Annotated in this window: 18 protein-coding genes and 1 pseudogene; 13 read left to right on the top strand and 6 right to left on the bottom strand. The window is 72.8% G+C overall.

Translation table 11 applies throughout. The features are described 5' to 3' along the window. Position 1: 1 nt before the first annotated feature. Positions 2–838: a hypothetical protein gene (locus AB0I21_RS25625; protein WP_360564765.1), complete on the bottom strand. Its 837-nt coding sequence runs from the start codon at positions 836–838 to the stop codon at positions 2–4. Next, positions 838–1,158: a hypothetical protein gene (locus AB0I21_RS25620; protein WP_344503490.1), complete on the bottom strand. Its 321-nt coding sequence runs from the start codon at positions 1,156–1,158 to the stop codon at positions 838–840. The genes AB0I21_RS25625 and AB0I21_RS25620 overlap by 1 nt, the downstream gene beginning before the upstream one ends. A gap of 258 nt (positions 1,159–1,416) precedes the next feature. Here AB0I21_RS25620 and AB0I21_RS25615 point away from each other — a divergent pair, with 258 nt between their 5' ends. After that, positions 1,417–2,394 carry a hypothetical protein gene (locus AB0I21_RS25615; protein WP_360564763.1) on the top strand — a complete coding sequence of 326 codons (978 nt, stop codon included), beginning with the start codon at positions 1,417–1,419 and terminating at the stop codon, positions 2,392–2,394. 188 nt (positions 2,395–2,582) lie between these two features. After that, positions 2,583–3,329 carry a methyltransferase domain-containing protein gene (locus tag AB0I21_RS25610; protein WP_360564762.1) on the top strand — a complete coding sequence of 249 codons (747 nt, stop codon included), beginning with the start codon at positions 2,583–2,585 and terminating at the stop codon, positions 3,327–3,329. A gap of 217 nt (positions 3,330–3,546) precedes the next feature. Here the strand turns inward: AB0I21_RS25610 and AB0I21_RS25605 are convergent. Then, positions 3,547–3,990, bottom strand: a pseudogene (locus AB0I21_RS25605) (SRPBCC family protein); the annotation flags it as partial. Positions 3,991–4,095: 105 nt separating this feature from the next. Between AB0I21_RS25605 and AB0I21_RS25600 the strand changes: the two are divergent. Next, positions 4,096–4,944 carry an MHYT domain-containing protein gene (locus tag AB0I21_RS25600; RefSeq protein ID WP_360564760.1) on the top strand — a complete coding sequence of 283 codons (849 nt, stop codon included), beginning with the start codon at positions 4,096–4,098 and terminating at the stop codon, positions 4,942–4,944. A 9-nt stretch (positions 4,945–4,953) separates the two neighbouring features. Here the strand turns inward: AB0I21_RS25600 and AB0I21_RS25595 are convergent, their stop codons facing one another. After that, positions 4,954–6,078 carry a sigma-E factor regulatory protein RseB domain-containing protein gene (locus tag AB0I21_RS25595; RefSeq protein ID WP_360564758.1) on the bottom strand — a complete coding sequence of 375 codons (1,125 nt, stop codon included), beginning with the start codon at positions 6,076–6,078 and terminating at the stop codon, positions 4,954–4,956. Between the two features lie 98 nt (positions 6,079–6,176). On the opposite strand from AB0I21_RS25595, the gene AB0I21_RS25590 reads away from it, so the two are divergent. The 7 genes from AB0I21_RS25590 to AB0I21_RS25560 all read left to right on the top strand — a co-directional run bounded on the left by AB0I21_RS25590 (position 6,177) and on the right by AB0I21_RS25560 (position 16,080). Further along, positions 6,177–6,836 carry a response regulator transcription factor gene (locus AB0I21_RS25590; protein WP_203849905.1) on the top strand — a complete coding sequence of 220 codons (660 nt, stop codon included), beginning with the start codon at positions 6,177–6,179 and terminating at the stop codon, positions 6,834–6,836. Continuing rightward, a complete protein-coding gene (locus AB0I21_RS25585) occupies positions 6,833–8,176 on the top strand; it encodes an ATP-binding protein (RefSeq protein ID WP_360564755.1) in 1,344 nt (447 codons plus the stop codon). The genes AB0I21_RS25590 and AB0I21_RS25585 overlap by 4 nt, the downstream gene beginning before the upstream one ends. Before the next feature lie 18 nt (positions 8,177–8,194). Then, positions 8,195–8,770: a MerR family transcriptional regulator gene (locus AB0I21_RS25580; protein WP_360564753.1), complete on the top strand. Its 576-nt coding sequence runs from the start codon at positions 8,195–8,197 to the stop codon at positions 8,768–8,770. After that, entirely contained in the window at positions 8,767–11,253 is a 2,487-nt protein-coding gene (locus AB0I21_RS25575; RefSeq protein WP_360564751.1) for a VIT domain-containing protein, read from the top strand. The genes AB0I21_RS25580 and AB0I21_RS25575 overlap by 4 nt, the downstream gene beginning before the upstream one ends. A 1,690-nt stretch (positions 11,254–12,943) precedes the next feature. Then, on the top strand, positions 12,944–13,525 hold the full coding sequence (locus AB0I21_RS25570; RefSeq protein WP_360564750.1) for a phosphoesterase PA-phosphatase: 582 nt from the start codon (positions 12,944–12,946) through the stop codon (positions 13,523–13,525). A gap of 63 nt (positions 13,526–13,588) precedes the next feature. Continuing rightward, positions 13,589–15,568, top strand: coding sequence for a threonine--tRNA ligase (gene thrS / locus AB0I21_RS25565; protein ID WP_360564748.1), 1,980 nt, complete (start codon positions 13,589–13,591; stop codon positions 15,566–15,568). Next, positions 15,565–16,080 carry an HIT domain-containing protein gene (locus tag AB0I21_RS25560; protein WP_344503500.1) on the top strand — a complete coding sequence of 172 codons (516 nt, stop codon included), beginning with the start codon at positions 15,565–15,567 and terminating at the stop codon, positions 16,078–16,080. Before thrS ends, AB0I21_RS25560 begins: the two co-directional genes overlap by 4 nt. A 3-nt stretch (positions 16,081–16,083) precedes the next feature. On the opposite strand, the gene AB0I21_RS25555 is transcribed toward AB0I21_RS25560, so the two are convergent. Next, a complete protein-coding gene (locus AB0I21_RS25555; RefSeq protein ID WP_360564746.1) occupies positions 16,084–17,097 on the bottom strand; it encodes a hypothetical protein in 1,014 nt (337 codons plus the stop codon). Positions 17,098–17,135: 38 nt separating this feature from the next. Between AB0I21_RS25555 and AB0I21_RS25550 the strand changes: the two genes are divergently transcribed. Beyond that, positions 17,136–17,591, top strand: coding sequence for a GNAT family N-acetyltransferase (locus tag AB0I21_RS25550; RefSeq protein ID WP_360564745.1), 456 nt, complete (start codon positions 17,136–17,138; stop codon positions 17,589–17,591). 15 nt (positions 17,592–17,606) lie between these two features. Here AB0I21_RS25550 and AB0I21_RS25545 read toward each other — a convergent pair whose 3' ends face one another. Then, a complete protein-coding gene (locus tag AB0I21_RS25545) occupies positions 17,607–19,769 on the bottom strand; it encodes an elongation factor G-like protein EF-G2 (protein ID WP_360564849.1) in 2,163 nt (720 codons plus the stop codon). Between the two features lie 189 nt (positions 19,770–19,958). Between AB0I21_RS25545 and pgsA the strand changes: the two genes are divergently transcribed. Together pgsA and AB0I21_RS25535 are read left to right on the top strand one after the other, a co-directional pair. Continuing rightward, positions 19,959–20,642: a phosphatidylinositol phosphate synthase gene (pgsA, locus tag AB0I21_RS25540; RefSeq protein ID WP_360564743.1), complete on the top strand. Its 684-nt coding sequence runs from the start codon at positions 19,959–19,961 to the stop codon at positions 20,640–20,642. Further along, positions 20,639–21,553, top strand: a complete 915-nt coding sequence (locus AB0I21_RS25535) for a phosphatidylinositol mannoside acyltransferase (RefSeq protein ID WP_360564741.1) — start codon at positions 20,639–20,641, stop codon at positions 21,551–21,553. The genes pgsA and AB0I21_RS25535 overlap by 4 nt, the downstream gene beginning before the upstream one ends. Positions 21,554–21,562: the final 9 nt, after the last annotated feature.

Here is a 21,562-nt window from a genome sequence, read left to right as displayed (position 1 = left end):
ATCACCCAGGGACGCACCGGACGCGGAGCCCTGAGTCACCCAACGACGCGCCGGACGCGGCGTCCCGGCCGTCGGAGCCGGCGTGCACGGAGCCGCCCGAGCCCGGACCGCCGTCCCGCGGCAGAGGCGGGGCCAGCGCGCCGGGTGTGTCGGCGCGGGAGGCGGCCGCGTCGAAGGCGGCGAGCCAGCCCGCGTCGTGCTGGCCGGAGACGGCGTCGAGCAGGACGGTGCGGGCGTGAGCGGGCAGCTCGCTGCGCAGGTGGGTCCGCAGCGGGGTGGCGACGCGGTCGTTGACCATGCGCCACACGTCGGCGCCGCAGGCGGCCCACAGGCGGGCCCAGCCGTCGGGGCCGAGCGACTCGTGGACCTCGGCGCGCGCGGCGGCCCACGGGGTGGTGCGGACGGCGGCGCGGACCGAGACGCCGGCCGTGCCCGGGACGGGTGGGCAGCCCTGGGCGCGCAGCTCCTCGGCCACGAGCACGTCGTCGTCGCTGAACGAGGCCGCGGCCCCCACACCCAGGCGGGTGGTGGGCAGGGCGAGACCGGCCCGGGCGGCGCGGCGGGCGGCGGTGGTCATGGGTCGCGGGGCGGCGGCCGGGCCCGGCAGGTCGCGGCGGCCGGTGAGCAGGGCGGCCGCCCTGGCGCCCGCGGCCGGTGAGGCGAACCACACGATGTGCGCCGGCTCGGGCAGGCCGGCCGAGCGGTAGGCCAGGCGGACCGCCTCGGCGGCGGCCTCGCGGTCGGCGGGCGCGGTCGACAGGCCCGCGGCGAGCCACTTCGCCGCGTTGGCGCCGAGCGCCGCGGCGCTGGTCTCGGAGGTGAGCGGGGTCGTGGTCATCAGTCCGCCACCGGACGCCACGAGCCGGGCACGTATTCGCGCTGGCGGATGATCCGGTACGCCCCGGCGGGGATCGCGATCGAGCCGTGCTCCTCGTGGACGACCCTCGCCTTGGACACGACCTTGACGAAGAGCCGGTCGATGTCGTCGCGGTCGGCGAGCAGCAGCGTGTCGGGCCCGACGATCACGTGGGCGTGGCCGGTCGCCTCGCCACGGGCGAGGATCATGCGGCCGGAGCGGTCGCGCGGGGCGGGCACCGCGGTCGCGGGCACCTCACCCGCGGCGATGGGCACCAGCAGGACGTCGCCTTGTCGATACACGGCCGTACCTCCAAGAAAGAAGCCGAACAAGAACAGCCGAACCAGCCGAACAAGCGCACGATAGCGCCGGGGTACGACACTTTTTCACGCCCGTCGAAGGCCGGGGACCCATGGACCTCGGTCAAGCTCAATACGGCACCTGTGCGGCCCGCGCGTAACTCGACAAAAAGGAATATCGACTCGAAACCCTCGAACAGGGTCGCGTAATCCCCGAAAAGCAGCGACCATGAAGACCTCCTGGGGCAAGAGGGGTGCATCATGCAGTCGACGCTGGCGGTCCTGTGCCCGTTCGCACCGCGCCTCTCGCCGCACGCCGACCTCGTCCAGCGCTGGTCGCTGCACTGGGCCACCCGGCACGGCCTGCTCGACCGCGCGGGCGCCCGGGCCGCGTTCGCCAGGGCGAGGTTCGCCAACCTGATGGCCCGCACCTACCCCGACGCCGCACCCGCCGACCTGCGGCTCGCCACCGCCTGGCTGATCAGCGTCTTCGCCCTCGACGACCGCCTCGAGCGGGCCGGCGACCCGGCGGCGACCAGGCGCCTCGTCGACGAGGTCATGCAGCTGCTCGGCGACGACGGCGAGGACCCGAAGGGCCACCTCAGGGCCGTCGCCGAGGTGTGGCGGCGCACCAGGCAGCGCGTCGGGCCCGCCTGGCGGGAGCGGTTCGTCGCCCACGTCGGCGACTATCTGGAGGCCACCGTCTGGGAGGCCGGCAACCGCGCCGCCAACCGTCCGCCGCCCGTCGCCGAGTACCGCACCATGCGCTTCCGCACCGCGGCCATCGACATGTTCTTCGACCTCATCGAGCCCATGCACGGCGTCGAGCTGTCCCCGGGGGTGTTCGAGGACGCGGACTTCGCCGTGATGCGCCGCTCCGCCGGGATGATCACCGCGATCTTCAACGATCTCGTGTCGTGGCCGAAGGAGGAGGCCGCCGGCGATCACCACAACATCGTGCTCGCCCTGCGGCACGAGCGCCGGCTGCCGGTGGAGGCGGCGGTCCGCGTGGCGGTCGCCGAGCACGACGCCCTGGTGGAGGAGTTCATCGCGGCCCGTGAGCGGTTCCAGGCCGGGCCGCTCGCGGGCGACTTCGCGGTCGCGGCCGTCGCCGGCGACTTCGCGCACTGGATCCGCGGCAACGTCGACTGGTCGATGGAGTCGGGCCGTTACACGCCCTCGGAGAGCACGACCCCGGCGGAGACGAGGGTCCCCGCGCAGCGCCGACCCGTCGAATAAGCGCTTCCGGCTGTCGATGCGTCGCTGGTACCGTCGGCGCAACAGCTTCTTGGAGGATGCCATGCCTGCCCGGGACACGGTCCCGGGTCGCCGGTGAACCACGGACCCGACGCGGTCCGATGGTCTGCCGAGGTGTGCCCGGGCGACGCAGAGACCCCGATCGTGCGCATCCAAGAGGAGATCCTCAGTTGTCCCAGCACGTCCAGTCCGCGTGGTACGCGGACTTCTTCACCGAGCTCCCGAACGAGTTCTGGCGCCGCGTCGCCGGACCCGAGATGACCGCCGCCGACGTCGACTTCATCGAGACGAGGATCAGACCCGGGGCACGGGTGCTCGACGTGCCCTGCGGCAGCGGCCGGCACAGCCTCGCCCTCGCCGCCCGCGGCCACCGTGTCACCGGTGTGGACATCTCCGAAGAGGCCGTCGCGCACGCAGTACAGGCGAAGAACGGCCTGGAGGTCGAGTTCAGGGTCGCCGAGATGCGGGACATCCCGCGGACCGGCGAGTTCGACGCCGTGCTGTGCCTCGGCAACAGCTTCGGCTACCTGGAGCCGGCCGAGCTGCCCGAGTTCGTGGCGGCGGCGGCCGCGGCGCTGCGCCCCGGCGGCTGGTTCGTCGTCGAGTTCAGCGCGGCGGCGGAGTCGGTCCTGCCCGGCTTCACCAGGGCGGACCGGGTGATGCGCACCGGCGACATCACCGTCGAGACGAGCACCGACTACGACGTGGTCGCGAGCCGGATGCTCAGCACCTACACGTTCACGCGCGGCGAGGAGCGGCTCACCGCGACCGCCGTGCACCACGTCTACACCAGCGGGCACCTCGGCGAGCTGCTGCGCGCCGGCGGGTTCGCGGACGTGGAGCTGTTCGGCGGGCCGGACGGCGCACCGTACACCCTGGGCAGCGGCCGGCTGCTCAGCACGGCGCGCCGGCGGTAGCCCCGGCACACAGCACGCCGGCCGGTCAGCGCGAACGCTGGCCGGCCGGCTTTTCCGGTGCGGTGGAGAGTGGAGCTCAGATGGCGTGCCGGGAGTCGTCCGCGTCCGGCATGCGCGTGACGTCAGTGCTCTGCGTGAGGTCGGGCGCGGCCTGGACCGCGTCGCCGTGCAGCCACGAACCGGGTTTCGGTGCGGCGGGAGCCGTCGAGGGGGAGGCCACGTCGCCGCGCCAGGCCCCGGTCTCCGTGCCCCGGTGCTCGATGAACTCGCGGAAGTTCGCCATGTCGGACTTGATCACCCGGTCCACGATGCCGACCTTGTCCGCGACGTTCTCGACGAAGCCCTCCGGGTCGATGTCGAGCTGCGCGGTCACCCTGCTGTGCGTGTCGTCGAGCCGGTGAAACGTCACCACACCGGCGTGCCGGGGGCCTTCCGTCGACGTCCAGGCGACCCGTTCGTCCGGGTGCTGCTCGGTGATGCGCGCGTCGAACTCACGCCGTACACCGCCGAACTCCACCACCCAGTGCAGCCTCGTGTCGTCGAGCTGGCGGATCTCCCGCACGCTGTGCATGAACGCCGGGAACTCCTCGAACTGGGTCCACTGGTTGTAAGCGGTCCGGACGGGCACGGCCACGTCCACGCTCTCCACAACCTGACTCATGTGTGCTCCCCTTACTCTCGGTGCTCACTCTCAGCTACCCCCGCAGGGTGAGGGCAAACGCGCACAGGTTGTCCGACCGACCCACCCATCGCGCTGGCTGAATGGGTGATCGTGGAGCACTTCGCCTACGGCGCCATCACGCCGGCGCTCGCCCTCGTCCTGTCATTCCTCGGATGCCTGCTCGGCGTGTTCATCGCCGCCCGGTCCAGGGCGTCCAGCGGCGGCGGCAGAGCCCGGTGGCTGACACTGTCGGCCGTCGGCATCGGGGGAGCGGGCAGCTGGGTGCCGCACTTCATGGCGCTGCTCGGCACCGACGTGCCCGACGGGGTGGTCCGCTACGACGTGCCGATCACGGCGCTCGGTTTCGGCATCGCGGTGGTGGTGTACTGCCTGGGCCTGTACATCGTCGGCTTCGGCCGGCCGTCGCTGTGGAAGGTGCTGCCGGCCGGGCTCGTCACCGGCGCCGGTATGGCCGCGGCGTACAGCACCGCGCCGCTCGCGATGCGTGTCGCCGGGACCGTCGGCTACGACCCGGCGACCGCCCTGGCCGCCCTCGTCGCGGCGGTCGTCGGGGCGACGGTGTCCCTGTGGTGCGTGTCGGCGGTCCGCGGCAACAGGGCGCTCGGCGTCGCCGCGGCGATCATGGCCCTGGCGGCCTGCAGCACGCATTACGCGGTGATGACCGCGGTGCGGGTCGACGCCGTGCCGTCGAGCGAGCCGGTCAGCGGTGCGAGCCCGCTGGCCCTGCTCACGCCGGTCTGCGTGGTCGCCTGCGTGCTGCTGAGCGTCCTGGCGTACGCGACGGTCGGCTTCTCCGTGCGGCAGAACACCGAGTCCGAGGAGGAGCTGCTGCGGCGGGCCCGCGACATGTACTCCATCGCGACGCTGCACCGCGCGGCGGCGGCCCGGCACGAGGAAAGGGACCGGGGCAAGGCCGCCCCGGTCCCTCAGTGATCTCGTTGCCTACTTGAGCGCGGCCGCCGGGTCCGCGGCCACCTGCGAGAGCCGCTCCGGGGTCACCGCGCCGGCCAGGATCCGGCCGTCGTCGGTGATCAGCACGCTGAACAGCTTGCTGTTGAACGTCCGGCCGCCGTTGCCCAGCGGGAGCTGGTTGATGGCGTCCTGCACCTTCTTCTCCTCGGCGGGGTCCGTCGAGGCCTGCCCCGGCTGCCCGGTCCGCACGACGAAGACCGAGGTCCAGCCGGTGCCGATGACGGTGCTCTTGGGCTGCTCACCGTTCTGCTGGCCGTTGTGCTCCGGCTGCTTGCCGGCGCCCTCGGCCTTGCCCGGGTCCGCCTCCTCGACCTTGGTGCCGGCCGGCGGGTTGAACACGAACTGCGAGTCGTCCGGCCGGGCGAAGCTCACCTGCGTGAACGCCACCTCGAACGCCGGGTTGGAGTCGCCCTTGGCGAGCACCTGCACCCGCAGCGGCAGCTTCTCCTGCGCGTCGATGGCCAGGCGGATCTGACCGATCGTCGACGCCGTGTCACGCGGGCGCAGGATCAGCTCGTACGCGTCCCGGCCGGCGATCTTCGCGGAGTTGCCGATGGAGACCTGCGTGGTCGGGTCGATCGCCTTGAGGGCGAGGTCGGCCGCTTCCTGAGGACTCTTCGGCAGCTCGCTCGGGACCGGACCCTTCTGCGTCGGGTCCGCCTCGGCGCCGTTCTTCTTGTAGTGCTGCGCCGTCGCGGACTTGCTGTTCCAGGTCCAGGTGTCGGAGCCGTTGTGGATGATGTCGCTCTGCCCCTGCGTGCCGAGCAGCGACAGCCGGGCCTTGTCAGGTCCCGAATACCACACCCGCAGGGTGTGCTTGCCCGACACGAGCGACGTGAGCTCCGAGCTCTGCTCGCCCAGCAGCGACGGCAGGGCCGGCAGGCCCAGGTCGGCGCGCTCGACGACGGTGCCGGACAGGCCGTCCAGCTGCGCGGTCTGCAGATCGACCAGCAGCTGCGCGGCGGTGCGCGGCGGCAGGTTCGGCTCGGCGGCGACGGCGAGGGTCTTTGCGGCCACGCCGGCACCCACCACGGCGACCGCGGCGACCGCGGGCACCGCCCACCGTAGGACAGGTCGTGACGTGAACTTCGACATTGGGTACACCTCCTGCCGACCATGGTGCGCGGGGTCGGCTGTGACATCGCTGAGACCGCCTGTGCGTTCCCACAGCACAGCGTGCCACGCTGGTGCACGTGAGGCTGCTGGTGGTCGAGGATGAGATCCGCATGGCGGGGGCGCTGCAGCGCGGCCTGCAGGCGGAAGGGTTCGCCGTGGACGTCGCCGGGGACGGGCCGACCGGCCTTGAGCTGGCCAGACACGGCGGCTACGACGCGGTGATCCTGGACATCATGCTGCCCGGCCTGTCCGGGTACCGGGTGGTCTCCGCGCTGCGCGCGGAGAAGAACTGGGTGCCGGTGCTCATGCTGTCCGCGAAGGACGGCGAGTACGACCAGGCCGACGGCCTCGACTGCGGCGCCGACGACTACCTGACCAAGCCGTTCTCGTACGTGGTGCTGGTCGCCCGCCTCCGTGCGCTGCTGCGCCGCGGCGCGCCGGAGCGGCCGAGCGTCCTGACGGTCGGGGAGCTGACCCTGGATCCGGCGCGTCGGCGGGTCACCAGCGGCGGCGAGGAGATCGTGCTGACGGCGCGGGAATACGCGCTGCTGGAGTACCTGATGCGCCGCCCCGGGCAGGTGGTGTCGAAGACCGAGCTGCTCGATCACGTGTGGGACGCCAGCATCGACACCGCGCCCAACGCCGTCGAGGTCTACGTCGGCTACCTGCGGCGCAAGCTGGGTCGCGACGCCCTCGAGACGGTCCGCGGCGCCGGATACCGGCTCAGGTCAGCATGATCTGGTGGTCGCGTCTGTCGCTTCGAGGCCGGCTGGTCCTCCTCGGTACGAGTGGGCTGGTCGTCGGGTTGGCGATCGCCGGCGTGGCGATGGCGACCGCGATGACGTACAGCTTCCGGGGCACCCTGGACCGCTCCGCCGACACCACGATCGCTGAGATCGCCGCCATGCTGGAGGAGGGCTCGACGCTGCCGTCGCCGCTGCCCGCCCCGGCGGGGCAGGTCGTGCAGGTGCTCGACGCCCAGCACCGGGTCGTCGCCGGCGACCGGAACGCCGACCTGCTCGTGCCGTTGCTGCATCGCGACGAGATCGACAAGGCCCTGCACGAGCGGATCACCGTGTCCGGCGACCGGGCGCTGCAGCCCGACCAGTTGCGGGTCACCGTGCGGCAGGTCGAGGACGGCCGGATCGTCGTGGTCGCGGTGCCGCTGGGCGACTACAACCGCAGCCTCGAACTGCTCAAGACGTCGTTGTGGGTGACGTACCCGGCGCTGGTCACCATCCTGGTCGCGATCGCCTGGAAGGTCGTCGGGCAGGCGCTGGCGCCCGTCGACCGGCTCAGCGCGTCCGCCGAGCGGATCACCGGCGCGGCGACCGACGAGCGGCTGCCGGTGCCGCCGTCCAGCGACGAGATCCAACGGCTTGCGGTGACGCTCAACCACATGCTGGACCGGCTCGCGACGACCCGGGCCAGGCAGCGGTCCTTCATCGCGGACGCGGCGCACGAGCTGCGCAGCCCGCTGGCGAGCATGCGCATCCAGGTCGAGGTGGCGCAGCAGCTCGGTGACTGGCAGACCGTCGGCGACGACCTGCTGACCGACCTGGACCGCCTGTCCCGGCTGGTCGACGACCTGCTCCTGCTGGCCAGGGCGGACGAGCGTGACGGGCGGCGGGTGGCGCGGGAGCCGGTCGAGATGCAGAGCCTGCTGAGGACCTTGGCGAAGCGGTACACCGGCGTCGACGTCGAACCGTCGGGCGAGTCGCTGTGGGTGGAGGGCGAGCAGGACGCGCTCATCAGGGTGGTGCTCAACCTCGCCGACAACGCGGTCCGGCACGCCCGCAACAAGGTGGTGCTGCAGGCGGAGTCCGACGGCCAGGAGGTCGTTGTCACTGTCACCGACGACGGGGAGGGCATCCCGGGGCCGCTGCGCGAGCGGGTCTTCGACCGCTTCACCCGCCTCGACGACGGCCGCGCCCGCGACGCCGGCGGCACCGGCCTCGGCCTGGCGATCGTGCGTGAGCTGGTCCGGCGGCACGGCGGCACGGTGCGGCTGCTGGACGCGCGGCCGGGGGTGCGGGCCGAGGTCCGGCTGCCCCGATTTGTTGACAGTGTCATGTGACAGTGTCATGATTGGCGGGTGACCGCGACAGGATGGACGCTTGACGAGCTGACGGCACGTGTTGCCGCCGCGCTCGAGGGCACCGCCTATGCGGGCGCACCCAACGGTCGGGTGCGCGACGTTCCCGACGCCCGTGCCATCAGGTGGTATGCGACGATCGGCCTCGTCGACCGCCCGACCATGCGGGGCCGCACCGCGCTCTACGGTCCGCGACACCTTGCGCAGCTGGTGGCGATCAAACGTCGCCAGTCGGAAGGCAGGCGGATCGCCGACATCCAGATCGAGCTTGCCGAGGCACCCGACGCTGTCCTGTGGGAGATCGCCGACCTGCCGAAGCACGAGCAACCCAGGACACGGTTCTGGGCCGAGCCGCCCGCACCGCACACACCGCCGCCACCGGCGCCGCCGCCCGCACTGCTCAGCGGGGTGCCGCTGGGCGGTGACGTGACGCTGCTGCTGCCCGGCACACCTGGGCCCGACGACGTGGCCGCCATCCAGACAGCCGCCAAGCCGCTGCTGGAGCTGCTGGCAGCGCTGGGTCTGGCCAACGGACTGACGCGTGATACGAGTGCCGAGCTAGGGAGTGGGCAATGAGAGTCGCCACGATGACCGAGGCCGAGGCCCAGCGGGTCGCCGCCCCGAAGGATGACGCCGGTCTCGGCGCGCTGCGCACCGAGCGGGGCAACCTGCCGCTCGACCGGATCGACGTGCGCACGGCCATCACCGGCCTGGTCGCGCGCATCGACCTCACCCAGGAGTTCGTCAACGTCCACGACGTGCCCCTCGAGGCCACCTATGTCTTCCCGCTGCCCGACCGGGCGGCCGTGACCCGCATGGCGATGACCGCCGACGGGCGGGTCGTCGAGGCGGAGCTGCAGGAGCGCGGCGCCGCCCGCGAGACCTACGACCGCGCCGTCGCCGCCGGCCAGCGCGCCTCGATCGCCGAGGAGGAGCGGCCCGACGTGTTCACCATGCGCGTCGGCAACATCCTGCCCGGCGAGCGGGTCAGCGTGTCACTGTCACTGGCGGGCCCGCTGGCGTTCGAGGACGGCGAGGCCACGTTCCGATTCCCGCTGGTCGTCGCCCCGCGCTACATCCCCGGCGGTGCCCTCGACGGTGACAGTGTCGGCGCCGGACACGCCCTGGACACCGACGCCGTGCCCGACGCCTCCCGCATCACGCCGCCGGTCCTGCTGCCCGGCTTCCCCAACCCGCTGCGCCTGAGCATCGACGTCGACATCGACCCGGCCGGGCTGCCGCTCGGCGAGGTCCGCTCCAGCCTGCACGCCGTGCAGCAGACCGAGCGCACCGTGTCGGTGCGCCCCGGCGAGCGGGCCGACCGCGACTTCGTGCTCCGGCTGGCCTATGGCGCCGGCGAGGCCGGGCTCGCGGTGGTGCCCGACGCCGAGGGCGGCGAAGGCACCTATCGGTTGACGGTGCTGCCGCCGGAGTCGCAGGCGCCGCCGAAGGCCAAGGACGTGGTGCTGCTGCTGGACCGCTCCGGCAGCATGGGCGGCTGGAAGATGGTCGCCGCGCGCCGCGCCGCCGCCCGCATCGTCGACACCCTCACCGCCACCGACCGCTTCGCCGTGCTGTCCTTCGACGACCGGGTGGAGACACCCGATTCGTTGCCGTCCGGCCTGGCCGACGGCACCGACCGGCACCGCTTCCGGGCCGTCGAGCACCTGTCCCGGGTCGACGCCCGCGGCGGCACCGAGCTGCTCCAGCCGCTCATCGACGGGCTGAAGCTGCTCGACGCCGCGACCGGCGACCGCGACCGGGTGCTCGTCCTGGTCACCGACGGCCAGGTCGGCAACGAGGACCAGATCCTGCGGACCGTCACGGGCGCGCTGCGCGGGGTGCGGGTGCACACCGTCGGCATCGACCAGGCCGTCAACGCCGGGTTCCTCGGGCGTCTCGCGATCGCCGGCGGTGGCCGCTGCGAGCTCGTCGAGAGCGAGGACCGGCTCGACGAGGCCATGGACCGCATCCACCGGCGGATCGGCGCGCCCGTCGTCAGCGGCGTCACCGTCACCGCCGAAGGGCTCGACCTCATCGACGGCACCCAGGCACCAGCCAGACTGCCCGACGTGTTCCCCGGCGTGCCGTTCGTCGTCACCGGGCGGTATCGCGGCCCGGCCGGCGGCACGCTCACCGTCGCCGGCACCATGCGCGACGGCACCCCCTGGTCGACCACCGTCACCGCCACCGAGCACGACAACCCGGCGCTCACCGCGATCTGGGCCCGCGCGCTGCTGCGCGACCTGGAGGACGCCTATGTCGCCGGGCCCGGCGCCCGCTGGGCCGCCACCAGCGACGACAACCAGCTCGAGCAGCGGATCACCGCGGTGTCGCTGCGCTTCGGGGTGCTGTGCCGGTTCACCGCGTATGTCGCGGTCGACAAGCGGGTCGTCACCGACGGCGCCGAGCCGCGCCAGGTGGTGCAGCCCGTCGAGTCGCCGGCCGGCTGGGAGCTGCCGACGGCGGTGCCCCCACCGCCGCTGCACCCGACGGCGATGTCGTATGCCTCGGCCGCGCCGGACCTGGCCCGGGCCGTCGCGATGCCCGCACCCGCACCGGGCGGCCCGCCGCCGATGCCGCCGATGGCGCCGCCACCGGCCCCGGGCGGCACCGTGCAGCGCAAGACGGCGACCGGTGGCGGCAGCGTGTTCGCCCGTCCCGCCGGCGGTGTCGCGCGGGCACTGCGCGGCCGGGGCTCGGTCCGCCCGCAGGCACCGGCCTCGGCGCAGCCCGCGGCCCAGCCGTCGGTCGAGGCGGAGCGCCAGCGCGCCGACTCGGCGGAGCTGCGCCAGCTCGCCGCCGAGGAGGCCCGCCGCCTGCGCGCCGCCGCCGACCGCCCCGACTTCGAGCGCCGCGAGCTGCTCGAAGACCTGGGCTCGCGCCTGGCGGTGCTGGGCATCGGCGTCCTGCGCCTCCTGGCCGACCGCCTCACCCCGGAGGCCATCGCCTCCCAGCCTCTCGACGAGCTGTGGCAGCAGGTCCTCGAGGAGCTCGACAAGGTCTCGGGCGACCACCCCGACCCGCCCAAGTCCAGGGGCGCCTTCTGGAAGCGCTGACCAGCCCCGGCGCCGCGGCCGCGCAGCACCCGCCGCGGCGCCACGGGCCTCCAGCGTCGATCCCGGCGCCATCCGGTCCTGGCTGCGCCGCCGCCGGGTCTCGGCTGCCGTGCCGCCGGGTCTCGGGTGTGGCTCAGGCGGGTCTCGGCTGCGGCGTTGACGGGCGTCGGGTGTGGCTCAGGCGGGTCTCGGCTGCGGCGTTGACGGGCGTCGGGTGTGGCTCAGGCGGGTCTCGGCTGCGGCGCTGACGGGCGTCGGGTGTGGCTCAAGCGGGTCTCGGCTGCGGCGCTGACGGGCGTCCGGTGTGGCTCAAGCGGGCTTCGGCGTGGGTCGCGGCGCCGTCGGGTTCCGGTGTCGGTTGCTTCGCCGTCGGGAGCCGCTGCGGCCGCGGCCGGGTGTCGGTTGCTGCACTGCGAGGCTGGCTGTAGCAGTCGTCGCGGCGCCTTCGGGTTCGGTGCCACCGCTCGGGCACGTCACCGAGCTTCGGCGCCGTCGGGGTCGGCGTTGGCTTCGGCGTCGTCGGGCTCCGGTGCTGGTCGCGGCACTGCTGGGCTCCGGCGTGGATGACGGTGCCACCGCTCGGGGTGCGCTACCGCTCGGGGTGCGCTACCGGGCTTCGGCGCCGTCGGGGTCGGCGTTGGCTGTGGCGTCGTCGGGGCTCCGGTGTCGGTTGCGGCGTCGTTGGGATTCGGCGTGGATGGCGGTGTTGGCGGGCTCCGGCATCCGTCGCCGCCGCGCCGGACCGCGGGTCTCAGCTCCACCCCTTGGTGCTGAGCCCGGCCGCGGTCGGGTGGGTGACCTGGGGACCTCGGCGGTGCGTGAGCTGAGGACGTCGCGCCGCGCCCAGGGCCTGACCTGGGGAGTCCGGCCTGCGTGAACTCGGGGCAGGGCGGAGCAGAGCGGGGCGCATTGATCGCTGGCACTTAGAGATCCGGCCGATTGAACGCCGGCTGGTTGGGCAGTGGCTCGGGGTTCGCCGGGCCGGTTGAGCGCAGACCGGTCGGGCAGTGGCTCAGAGCCGCCAGGCGGGTCGGGCGCGGGCCGGCCGGGTAGCGGCTCGGAGGTTCGGCAGGCCGGGTCGGGCGCGGGCGGTTGACAGGCGCCGGTTCGGCAGGGGCTGGTCCAGGAAGCGGCTCGGCGATCGACAGGCCGGTCCGCGGCGGGGCCGGCTGGGTTGTGGCTCGGGGCTTGGCGGGCTGAGCTGGGCAGGGGCTCGGGTTCGGCGGTCCGCGGCGGGGCCGGCTGGGTTGTGGCTCGGGGCTTGGCGGGCTGAGCTGGGCAGGGGCTCGGGTTCGGCGGTCCGCGGCGGGGCCGGCTGGGTTGTGGCTCGGGGCTTGGCGGGCTGAGCTGGGCAGGGGCTCGGGTTCGGCGGTCCGCAGCGGGGCCGGCTGGGTTGTGGTTCGGGCTTGGTGGGCTGAGCTGGGCAGGGGCTCGGGTTCGGCGGTCCGCGGCGGGGCCGGCTGGGTTGTGGCTCGGGTTCGGCGGGCTGGGTCGGGCGCGGGACGGGACGAGTGTTCGGTCGATCGAGGGTCGGCCGGGCATGTGGCGCTGGACGGATCGGGGCGTCGGCGCTGGTCGGGGTGTGCCGGTCGATGTGCTTCAAAACGGGGGAGCGCATCGGCCGGCATGGCTCGGGGGGTGGGGGTGTGCGCGGATCGTGGGGTGCTGCGGGGTTCTGTACGGTACGGCGGTGATCGTGCAGCGGATCGCTCGTGGGGTGACCGAGGTGCTGGCGCCGGCGGTGCTGGTGTCGGTGCTGCTGGTGCTGCTGGCGGTGCACGGGGCGCCGAGCGTCGGACGCGGGCTGCTGCTGGGGGTCGCCGCGGCGGTGTTCGAGAGTGTGCTGCCGTTCCTGTACATCCTGCGCGGCGTGCGGCGCGGGGAGCTCACGGACCGGCATGTGGGGGATCACCGGCAGCGGCGGGGGCCGTTGCTGGTCGGGCTGGTGTCGGTGGCGGTCGGGTTCGTGGTGCTGGTCGGGCTGGACGCGCAGCAGGAGCTGCTCGCGGCGGTCGTCGCCGGTGGGGTGGGGCTGGTCGTCGCGGCGGTCGTCAACCACTGGTGGAAGATGTCGATCCACACGGCCGTGGCCGCGGGGGCGCTGGTGATCCTGATGCTGGTCTACGGCTGGCTGTTGATCGTGACGGCGCCGCTGGTGGGGCTGGTCGGATGGTCGAGGGTGGCGCTGAAGGACCACACGGTGGCGCAGGTCGTCGTCGGGGCCGTGGTGGGCGCGGTCGTGGCGGGCGGGGTGTTCTCGGCCCTGCGGTGACGCGGCGGATAGAGTTTGCGGGGAATCAGACCTCTTCACGCTTGGGAGCAGACCGTGTCCACAGTGCGCTCGAATACCATCGTGGTCACGGCCGGCACGACCGCCGCCGCCGCGGTCGCGGAGGCCGGGCTGCCGACCAGCGGGCCCAAGGCGATCGTCGTCGTCCGTGAGGCCGACGGCCGGCTCCGCGACCTCGACTGGACGCCGGAGCAGGACACGGAGGTCGAGGCCGTCGACCTGTCCTCGCCGGACGGGCTCAACGTGCTGCGCCACTCGACCGCGCACGTGCTGGCGCAGGCCGTGCAGGACCTGTTCCCGGAGGCGAAGCTCGGCATCGGCCCGCCGATCGAGCACGGCTTCTACTACGACTTCCAGGTCGCCAAGCCGTTCCACCCCGATGACCTGGACAAGCTCGAGAAGCGCATGCAGGAGATCATCAAGTCGGGGCAGAAGTTCCGCCGGCGGCGGTTCGACTCGGTCGAGCAGGCCAAGGCCGAGCTGAAGGACGAGCCGTTCAAGCTGGAGCTCGTCGACGTGAAGAGCGACGTCGACGACAAGGAGGTCATGGAGGTCGGCGGCGGCGAGCTGACGATCTACGACAACCTCGACGCGCAGTCGGACAAGGTCTGCTGGTCGGACCTGTGCCGGGGGCCGCACCTGCCGAGCACCCGCATGATCCAGGCGTTCAAGCTGACCCGCGTCGCCGCGGCGTACTGGCGCGGGTCGGAGAAGAACCCGCAGCTTCAGCGCGTCTACGGCACCGCGTGGCCGACCCGCGACGCGCTGAAGGAGTACCAGAAGCTCCTGGAGGAGGCGGCGCGGCGCGACCACCGGAAGCTCGGCGCGGACCTGGACCTGTTCAGCTTCCCCGACGAGATCGGCTCCGGGCTCGCGGTCTTCCACCCGAAGGGCGGCATCATCCGCCGGGAGATGGAGAGCTACTCGCGGCAGCGGCACGAGGAGTCGGGCTACGAGTTCGTCAACACGCCGCACATCAGCAAGTCGAACCTGTTCCAGACGTCGGGCCACCTGCCGTACTACGCCGACACGATGTTCCCGCCCATGGAGATGGAGGGCGCGGAGTATTACCTGAAGGCGATGAACTGCCCGATGCACAACCTCATCTTCCGGGCCCGCGGTCGGTCCTACCGTGAGCTGCCGCTGCGCATGTTCGAGTTCGGCACGGTGTACCGCTACGAGAAGTCGGGCGTCGTGCACGGCCTGACCCGGGTGCGGGGCCTGACCCAGGACGACTCGCACATCTACTGCACCAAGGAGCAGATGGCCGGCGAGCTGCGCGGCCTGCTGCAGTTCGTGCTCGACCTGCTGCGCGACTACGGCCTGGACGACTTCTACCTGGAGCTGTCCACCCGCGACGACTCGCCGAAGTTCATCGGTGAGGCCGCGGAGTGGGAGGAGGCGACCGAGGCGCTGCGCAACGCGGCGCTCGAGTCGGGGCTGGAGCTCGTGCCGGACCCGGGCGGCGCCGCGTTCTACGGGCCGAAGATCTCCGTGCAGGCGCGCGACGCGATCGGCCGGACCTGGCAGATGTCGACGATCCAGGTCGACTTCAACCAGCCGAAGCGCTTCGAGCTGGAATACCAGGCGTCCGACGGCAGCCGGCAGCAGCCGGTGATGATCCACCGGGCGCTGTTCGGCTCGATCGAGCGGTTCTTCGGCGTGCTGACCGAGCACTACGCGGGCGCGTTCCCGGCGTGGCTCTCGCCGGTGCAGGTGGTCGGCATCCCGGTGCGCGCCGACCACGGCGACTACCTGGCCGAGTTCGCGGCGCGGCTGCGCAAGGAAGGCATCCGGGTCGAGGTCGACCACTCCGACGAGCGGATGCAGAAGAAGATCCGCACCGCGCAGCAGCAGAAGATCCCCTTCATGGTGATCGCCGGCGACGACGACGTCACCGGTGGCACCGTGTCGTTCCGCTACCGTGACGGCTCCCAGCGCAACGGTGTCGCCCTCGACGAGGCCGTCGCGCACGTGGTGGAGGTCGTCAGGTCCCGCACGAATGTGGGACCCTCGGCGGCATGACGACGGGTACGCCGGACGACATCGAGCGGTTGTGGACCCCGCACCGGATGGCCTACATCAAGGAGGACCGGGCGGGGGACCACGACGAGCCGACGGGGTGCCCGTTCTGCCGGGCGCCCGGCCTGCCCGATGAGGACAGCCTCGTCGTCGCCAGGGGTGGGCTCGTGTTCGCGGTGCTCAACCTGTACCCGTACAACCCCGGCCATCTGATGGTCTGCCCGTACCGGCACGTCGCCGACTACACGGACCTGACCGCGGACGAGACGGTGGAGCTGGCGACCTTCACGCAGGCCGCGATGCGCGCCGTGCGCCGGGCCAGCGGCGCGCACGGCTTCAACCTGGGCATGAACCAGGGCTCGGTCGCCGGCGCCGGCATCGCCGCCCACCTGCACCAGCACATCGTGCCCAGGTGGGGCGGCGACACCAACTTCATGCCCGTCGTCGGCCGGACGAAGGTCCTGCCGCAGCTGCTCACCGACACCCGGAAGCTGCTGGCGTCGGTCTGGGAGTAGCGCTCAGGACAGGTGCGCCACGGCCTCGAACGCGGGGTCGTGGCGCAGCTTCACCTTGGCCTTGCCGCCCGGCCAGCCGGCCGCGGCGGCCTTGACCTTCTCGCCGGCGCCGGACGTGCCGTCGAGGTAGCAGTGCAGGATGCGCCGGCCCGCGGTGGTCTCCTGCGCGACCATCTCGCCGGCGCCGCCCAGCGCCGCCTCGAGCGGCCCGTCCTCGAACGCCCGCAGCTCCTCCAGGGCGTCTTCGGTGGGCAGGCCGGCCTCCTCGGCTCGGTAGGGCAGGATCACCGCGGCGTGCGTGTCGAACCGCGGCCAGCGCGCCGACCGCAGCGGCCGCTGCGCCATCCCGGTCAGCGGGGCGCCGTCGACCACGGCGGAGAAGACGGCCCAGGTCGGCTCCCGGTGCCGCTCGCGCAGGTCGTCGACGGCGGCGGCGAGCTCGAGCGGGTCCCGCGCGCCGTCGGGCTCGTCGGCGCTGAAGCCGACCGACCCGACCCACAGTTCGACGCCCTCCTCGCCGAGCAGCCAGTCGAGGGCGAGGAACGTGATCTGGCCGCGGACCGGCTCCGGCAGCTTGCGGAACAGCGGGTGGTAGCCGACGACGTCGATCGCGGCGGAGTCCTCGTCGGGCGTGAACGCGAACCGCAGCAGCGCGAGGTCCAGCCGGGCGCCGGCGATCTCGATCGTGGCCGTCAGCGTGTCGTGGTCGGGCTGGCGCGCGGTGTGGAACTCCCACTCCGGGTCGGCGGCCGGGGCGAGCGCGCCCCAGCGGGCGACGACCGCGCGCAGCTCAGGGTTGCCGCCGGGGGAGACGACCAGCGCGTGCGTGGCGGTCGTGCCCTTGCTGAACTCCCAGGTCAGGTCCTTGTGGATGGCCGCGACCCGCTTGCTGATCTGCGGGGTGAGCGGCTCGAACTCGCCGGTGGAGATGGCGTCGATCACGGCCTGGCGGATCGTGGGCCACCAGGCCCAGAACTCGACGACCGGGTCCTGCTTCCTGCCCCGCGAGAAAATCATGCCGCGCAGTGTAGGCGGACCTGGCATCGTCTGGTGTCGTGCGAGTGGAGCTGTACGACGGTGACCGGGCCGGCCTGCGGTGGTCGTTCGAGCTGGCCGAGGACTCCGCCGTCGAGCTCGACGGCTATCTGGACGAGGGGCGGGTCCTCGTCGCCGTGCAGGACGGGCGGATCGTGGGGCACCTGCAGCTGGTCGGCCTGGAGATCAAGAACATGGCGGTCGTGCCGGAGCGCCGCGGCACCGGTGTCGGGGCGCGGCTCATCGAGGCCGCCGTCTCGCTGGTACGGGCGGAGCACGGCGGGACGATGCTCGTCGCGACCGGTGCCGCCGACGTCGGCAACCTGCGCTTCTACCAGCGGCAGGGCTTCCGCTTCCGGTCGGTGGAGCGCGACGTCTTCACGCCCGCGAACGGGTACCCGGCCGGCATCATGGTCGACGGGATCGAGCTGCGGGACCGGGTCTGGCTGGACCGGGAGATCCGGCCAGACCCGTGAACCACTCGGCGCCGCTCAGCGGGTCGCGGCGTGCTCCTTCTTCACCGCGTCCGCCAGGTGCGTCGGCATCGGGTCGTGCCGGGCGAACGCGCGGGTGAACGTGCCCGAGCCGGACGTCATCGCCCGCAGCTCCACCGCGTACCGGACGAGCTCGGTGGCGGGCACCTCGGCGTGCACGAGGGTCCGCTCGTGCCCGGCCGGGTCCGGCTCGTTGCCCAGCACCCGGCCGCGGCGGCCGGACAGGTCGCTCATGACCGCGCCGACGAACTCGTCGGGGACCCGGATCCAGACCTCGTCGATCGGCTCGAGCAGCGTCGTCTGGCCCTGCTCGGCGGCCTCGCGCAGGGCGAGCGCGCCGGCGGTCTGGAACGCCGCGTCGGACGAGTCGACGGAGTGCGCCTTGCCGTCGAACAGGGTGACCCGCACGTCGACGACGGGGTAGCCGGCGACCATGCCGCGCTCCATCTGGTGGCGGACGCCCTTCTCCACCGACGGGATGTAGTTGTGCGGCACGACCCCGCCGACGATCTTGTCGACGAACTCGAAGCCTGACCCGCGCGGCAGCGGCTCGACCTTGATGTCGCAGACCGCGTACTGTCCGTGTCCGCCCGACTGCTTGACGTGCCGCCCGTGGCCCTGGCTGGGCGCGGCGAACGTCTCGCGCAGCGCGACCCGCACCGGCTCGGTGTCCAGCTCCACGCCGCCGGAGCGCAGCCGGTCGAGCACGACGTCGGCGTGCGCCTCGCCCATGCACCACAGCACCAGCTGGTGGGTCTCGGAGTTGCGCTCCAGGCGCAGCGTCGGGTCGCCGGCGACGAGCCGGCCGAGGTTCTTCGCGAGAGCGTCCTCGTCGGAGCGGGTCTTCGCGACGATCGCGATCGGCAGCAGCGGCTCCGGCATCACCCACGGCGCCATGAGCATCGGGTCGTCCTTGCCGGAGATCGTGTCGCCGGTCTCCGCCGTCGTCGACTTGGTGATCGCGACGATGTCCCCGGCGACCGCGTACGGCACCTCCCGCAGCGCCGAGCCGAGCGGCGAGAACAGGTGCGCGAACCGCTCGTCGGCGTCGTGGTCGGGGTGGCCGCGCTCGGCCATGCCGTGCCCGGAGATGTGCACCGGGCTGTCGGGGCGCAGCGTGCCGGAGAAGACCCGCACGAGGGAGACGCGGCCGACGTACGGGTCGATCGTCGTCTTCACCACCTCGGCGATGAGCGGGCCGTCCGGGTCGCAGCGCATCGGCGCGTGCGGGTCGCCCGCGATGTCGGTGACCGGCGGCACGACGTGCTCCAGCGGCGACGGGAACCCGCTGGTCAACACCTCCAGGAGGGCGTCGAGGCCGAGGCCGGTCTGCGCGCAGACGGGCACGACGGGGTAGAAGGTGCCGCGGGCGACCGCCTTCTCCAGGTCCTCGATGATCACCGACGTCTCGATGACCTCGCCGCTGACGTAGCGCTCCATGAGCGTCTCGTCCTCGCTCTCGGCGATGATGCCTTCGAGCAGGCTGTTGTGCGACTCCTCGATCGCCGGCAGGTGCTGCGGCTCCGGGTCGCGGACCGACGGCGGGTAGCCCGCGGAGTAGTCGAAGACCCGGTGGGTGACCAGCGCGATGAGGCCCTCGACCGCGGTGCCGTCGTCGCCGAGCATCGGCAGGTACAGCGGCAGCACGTTGTCGCCGAACGCGTCCTGGCAGAGCTCCAGGGTGTCCTGGAAGTCGGCGCGCGGGTGGTCGAGGCGGGTGACGGCGACCGCGCGGGGCATCCCGACGGCGGCGCACTCCTCCCACAGCGCGGCGGTGGCGGCGTCGACGCCGTCGACGGACGACACGACGAACAGCGCCGCGTCGGCGGCCCGCAGGCCGGCGCGCAGCTCCCCGACGAAGTCGGCGTATCCCGGGGTGTCGAGCAGGTTGATCTTCGTGCCGTCGTGGAGGACGGGGGCGCAGGACAGCGTCACCGACCGCTGCTGCCGCACCGCCGCCGGGTCGTGGTCGGTCACCGTGGTGCCCTCGGACACCGCGCCGGCCCGTCCGATCGTGCCGGTCGCCGCGAGCAGCGCCTCCACGAGGGTCGTCTTCCCGGCGCCGGAGTGCCCGACGACCACCACGTTGCGTACCCTGCCGGGGTCATCAACCGCCGGCACCGGGCCGGCGACACCCTTCTCCTGGACCTTCTGCGCCATCATGCGCCTCCCGTCCTGCCTGCTGTGAGCAGTCTCACAGTCACGACCTGTTCACCGATCCCACACCCGAACCATCACCGACACAAGAGCCCTTCGACCCCACCGGCGGCCTACGGTTTACTCAAGCACCGTGAGCAGGCCCACGCGCAGGTATCCGGCAAGCTCCGCCGCCGTTATCGTGGGAGCGCCATGGCGAAGATCCTCAGCGTAGTCAGCAAGGCCGGACTGGCCCGCATCGTCAACCCCGTCGCGGCCGCGCTGTTGCGCGCCAAGGTGACCCCGAACGCGGTGACCGTCGCCGGCACCGTCGGCGTGCTCGTCGGCAGTCTCGGGTTCGCCACCCGCGGCCACATGGTCATCGCGCTCGTTATCGTCACCGTGAGCTGCCTGACCGACATGCTCGACGGGTCCATGGCCCGGCAGCTCGGCGTCAGCAACAAGTTCGGCGCCCTGCTCGACTCGACCATGGACCGCGTCTCCGACGGCGCGATCTTCGGCTCCGTCGCCTTCTGGTTCGCCTCCAAGGGTCAGCTGCGCGAGTGCGCGGCGGCGCTGCTGTGCCTGCTCACCGGGCAGGTGGTGTCCTACGTGAAGGCCCGCGCCGAGGGTCTCGGGATGACCGCCAACGTCGGGCTGGCCGAGCGGACCGAGCGGCTCATCCTGGTCGGGATCGGCGGCCTGCTGTTCGGTTTCCACGTGCCGCACGGCATGGAGGCGGCCCTGTGGCTGCTCGTCCTGCTGTCGGTCATCACCATCGGGCAGCGGATGACGCACGTGTACCGGCAGGCCCGCGACATCGCCGCCGCCGAGAGCGCGGCGCAGGGCGCCACCGGGGGCGGGGCCGGACCGGCCGGCGACCGGGTCGCCCGGTGAACCTCGCGGAGCTCGGCTACGGGGCCGCCTTCTCACTCATCCCGAAGCTCCCCCGGGCCGCCGTGTGGCCGTTCTTCGCCGCCGCCGCCCGGCACGGCTCCCGCCGGTACAGGAGCGGCAACGGCGGCAAGGGCACGGCGACGCTCGCGTCGAACCTGCGGCGGGTCATCGGCCCCGGGCCGTCGGAGGCCGAGCTCGCCGACCTGGTGGAGCGCGGGCTGCGCTCCTACGCGCGCTACTACCTGGAGGCGTTCCGCCTGCCGGGCCGCTCGAAGGCCGAGCATCTCAGCGGGTTCCGGCTGGACCGCGGCGAGCTGCTCGCCAAGAACGTCGCCGACAAGGTCGGCGCGGTCATCGCCCTGCCGCACGCGGGCAACTGGGACGCGGCCGGCGCCTGGGTCGCCGCCAACGGCTGGCCGATCGTGACCGTCGCGGAGCGGCTGAAGCCGGAGAGCGTGTACCGGCGGTTCCTGCATTTCCGGCGTTCACTGGGTATGGAGATCCTTCCGACGTCCGGCGGCGAGCGGCCCGCGTTCGACGTGCTGGAGGAGCGGCTGCGGGCCGGGTACGTGGTGCCGCTGCTCGCCGACCGGGACCTGACCGCCCGCGGCGTCGAGGTCGACTTCTTCGGCGGCCGGACGAAGATGCCGGCCGGCCCGGCGCTGCTGGCCCTGCGCACCGGCGCGCCGCTCTACGTGGTGTCGATGTGGTTCGACCCGGACGCGGCCGCCGGCCGGCTCGAGGGGCCGATCCCGCTGCCGGACGCCTCGGAGGGGGCGCTCGACGTGCGGGTCCGGCTGCTCACCCAGCGGATCGCGGACGTCCTCGCCGCCGGCATCGCCCGCAACCCACAGGACTGGCACATGCTGCAACGACTCTGGATCGACACCCCCGCCGTCGTGAAGGCTTAGGAGGCGTGG

Source organism: Dactylosporangium sp. NPDC050588, assembly GCF_040654975.1.
GTDB lineage: Bacteria > Actinomycetota > Actinomycetes > Mycobacteriales > Micromonosporaceae > Dactylosporangium > Dactylosporangium maewongense.
Note: the sequence above shows the minus strand (reverse complement) of the source record. Positions and strands in the feature narration are given on the sequence as shown.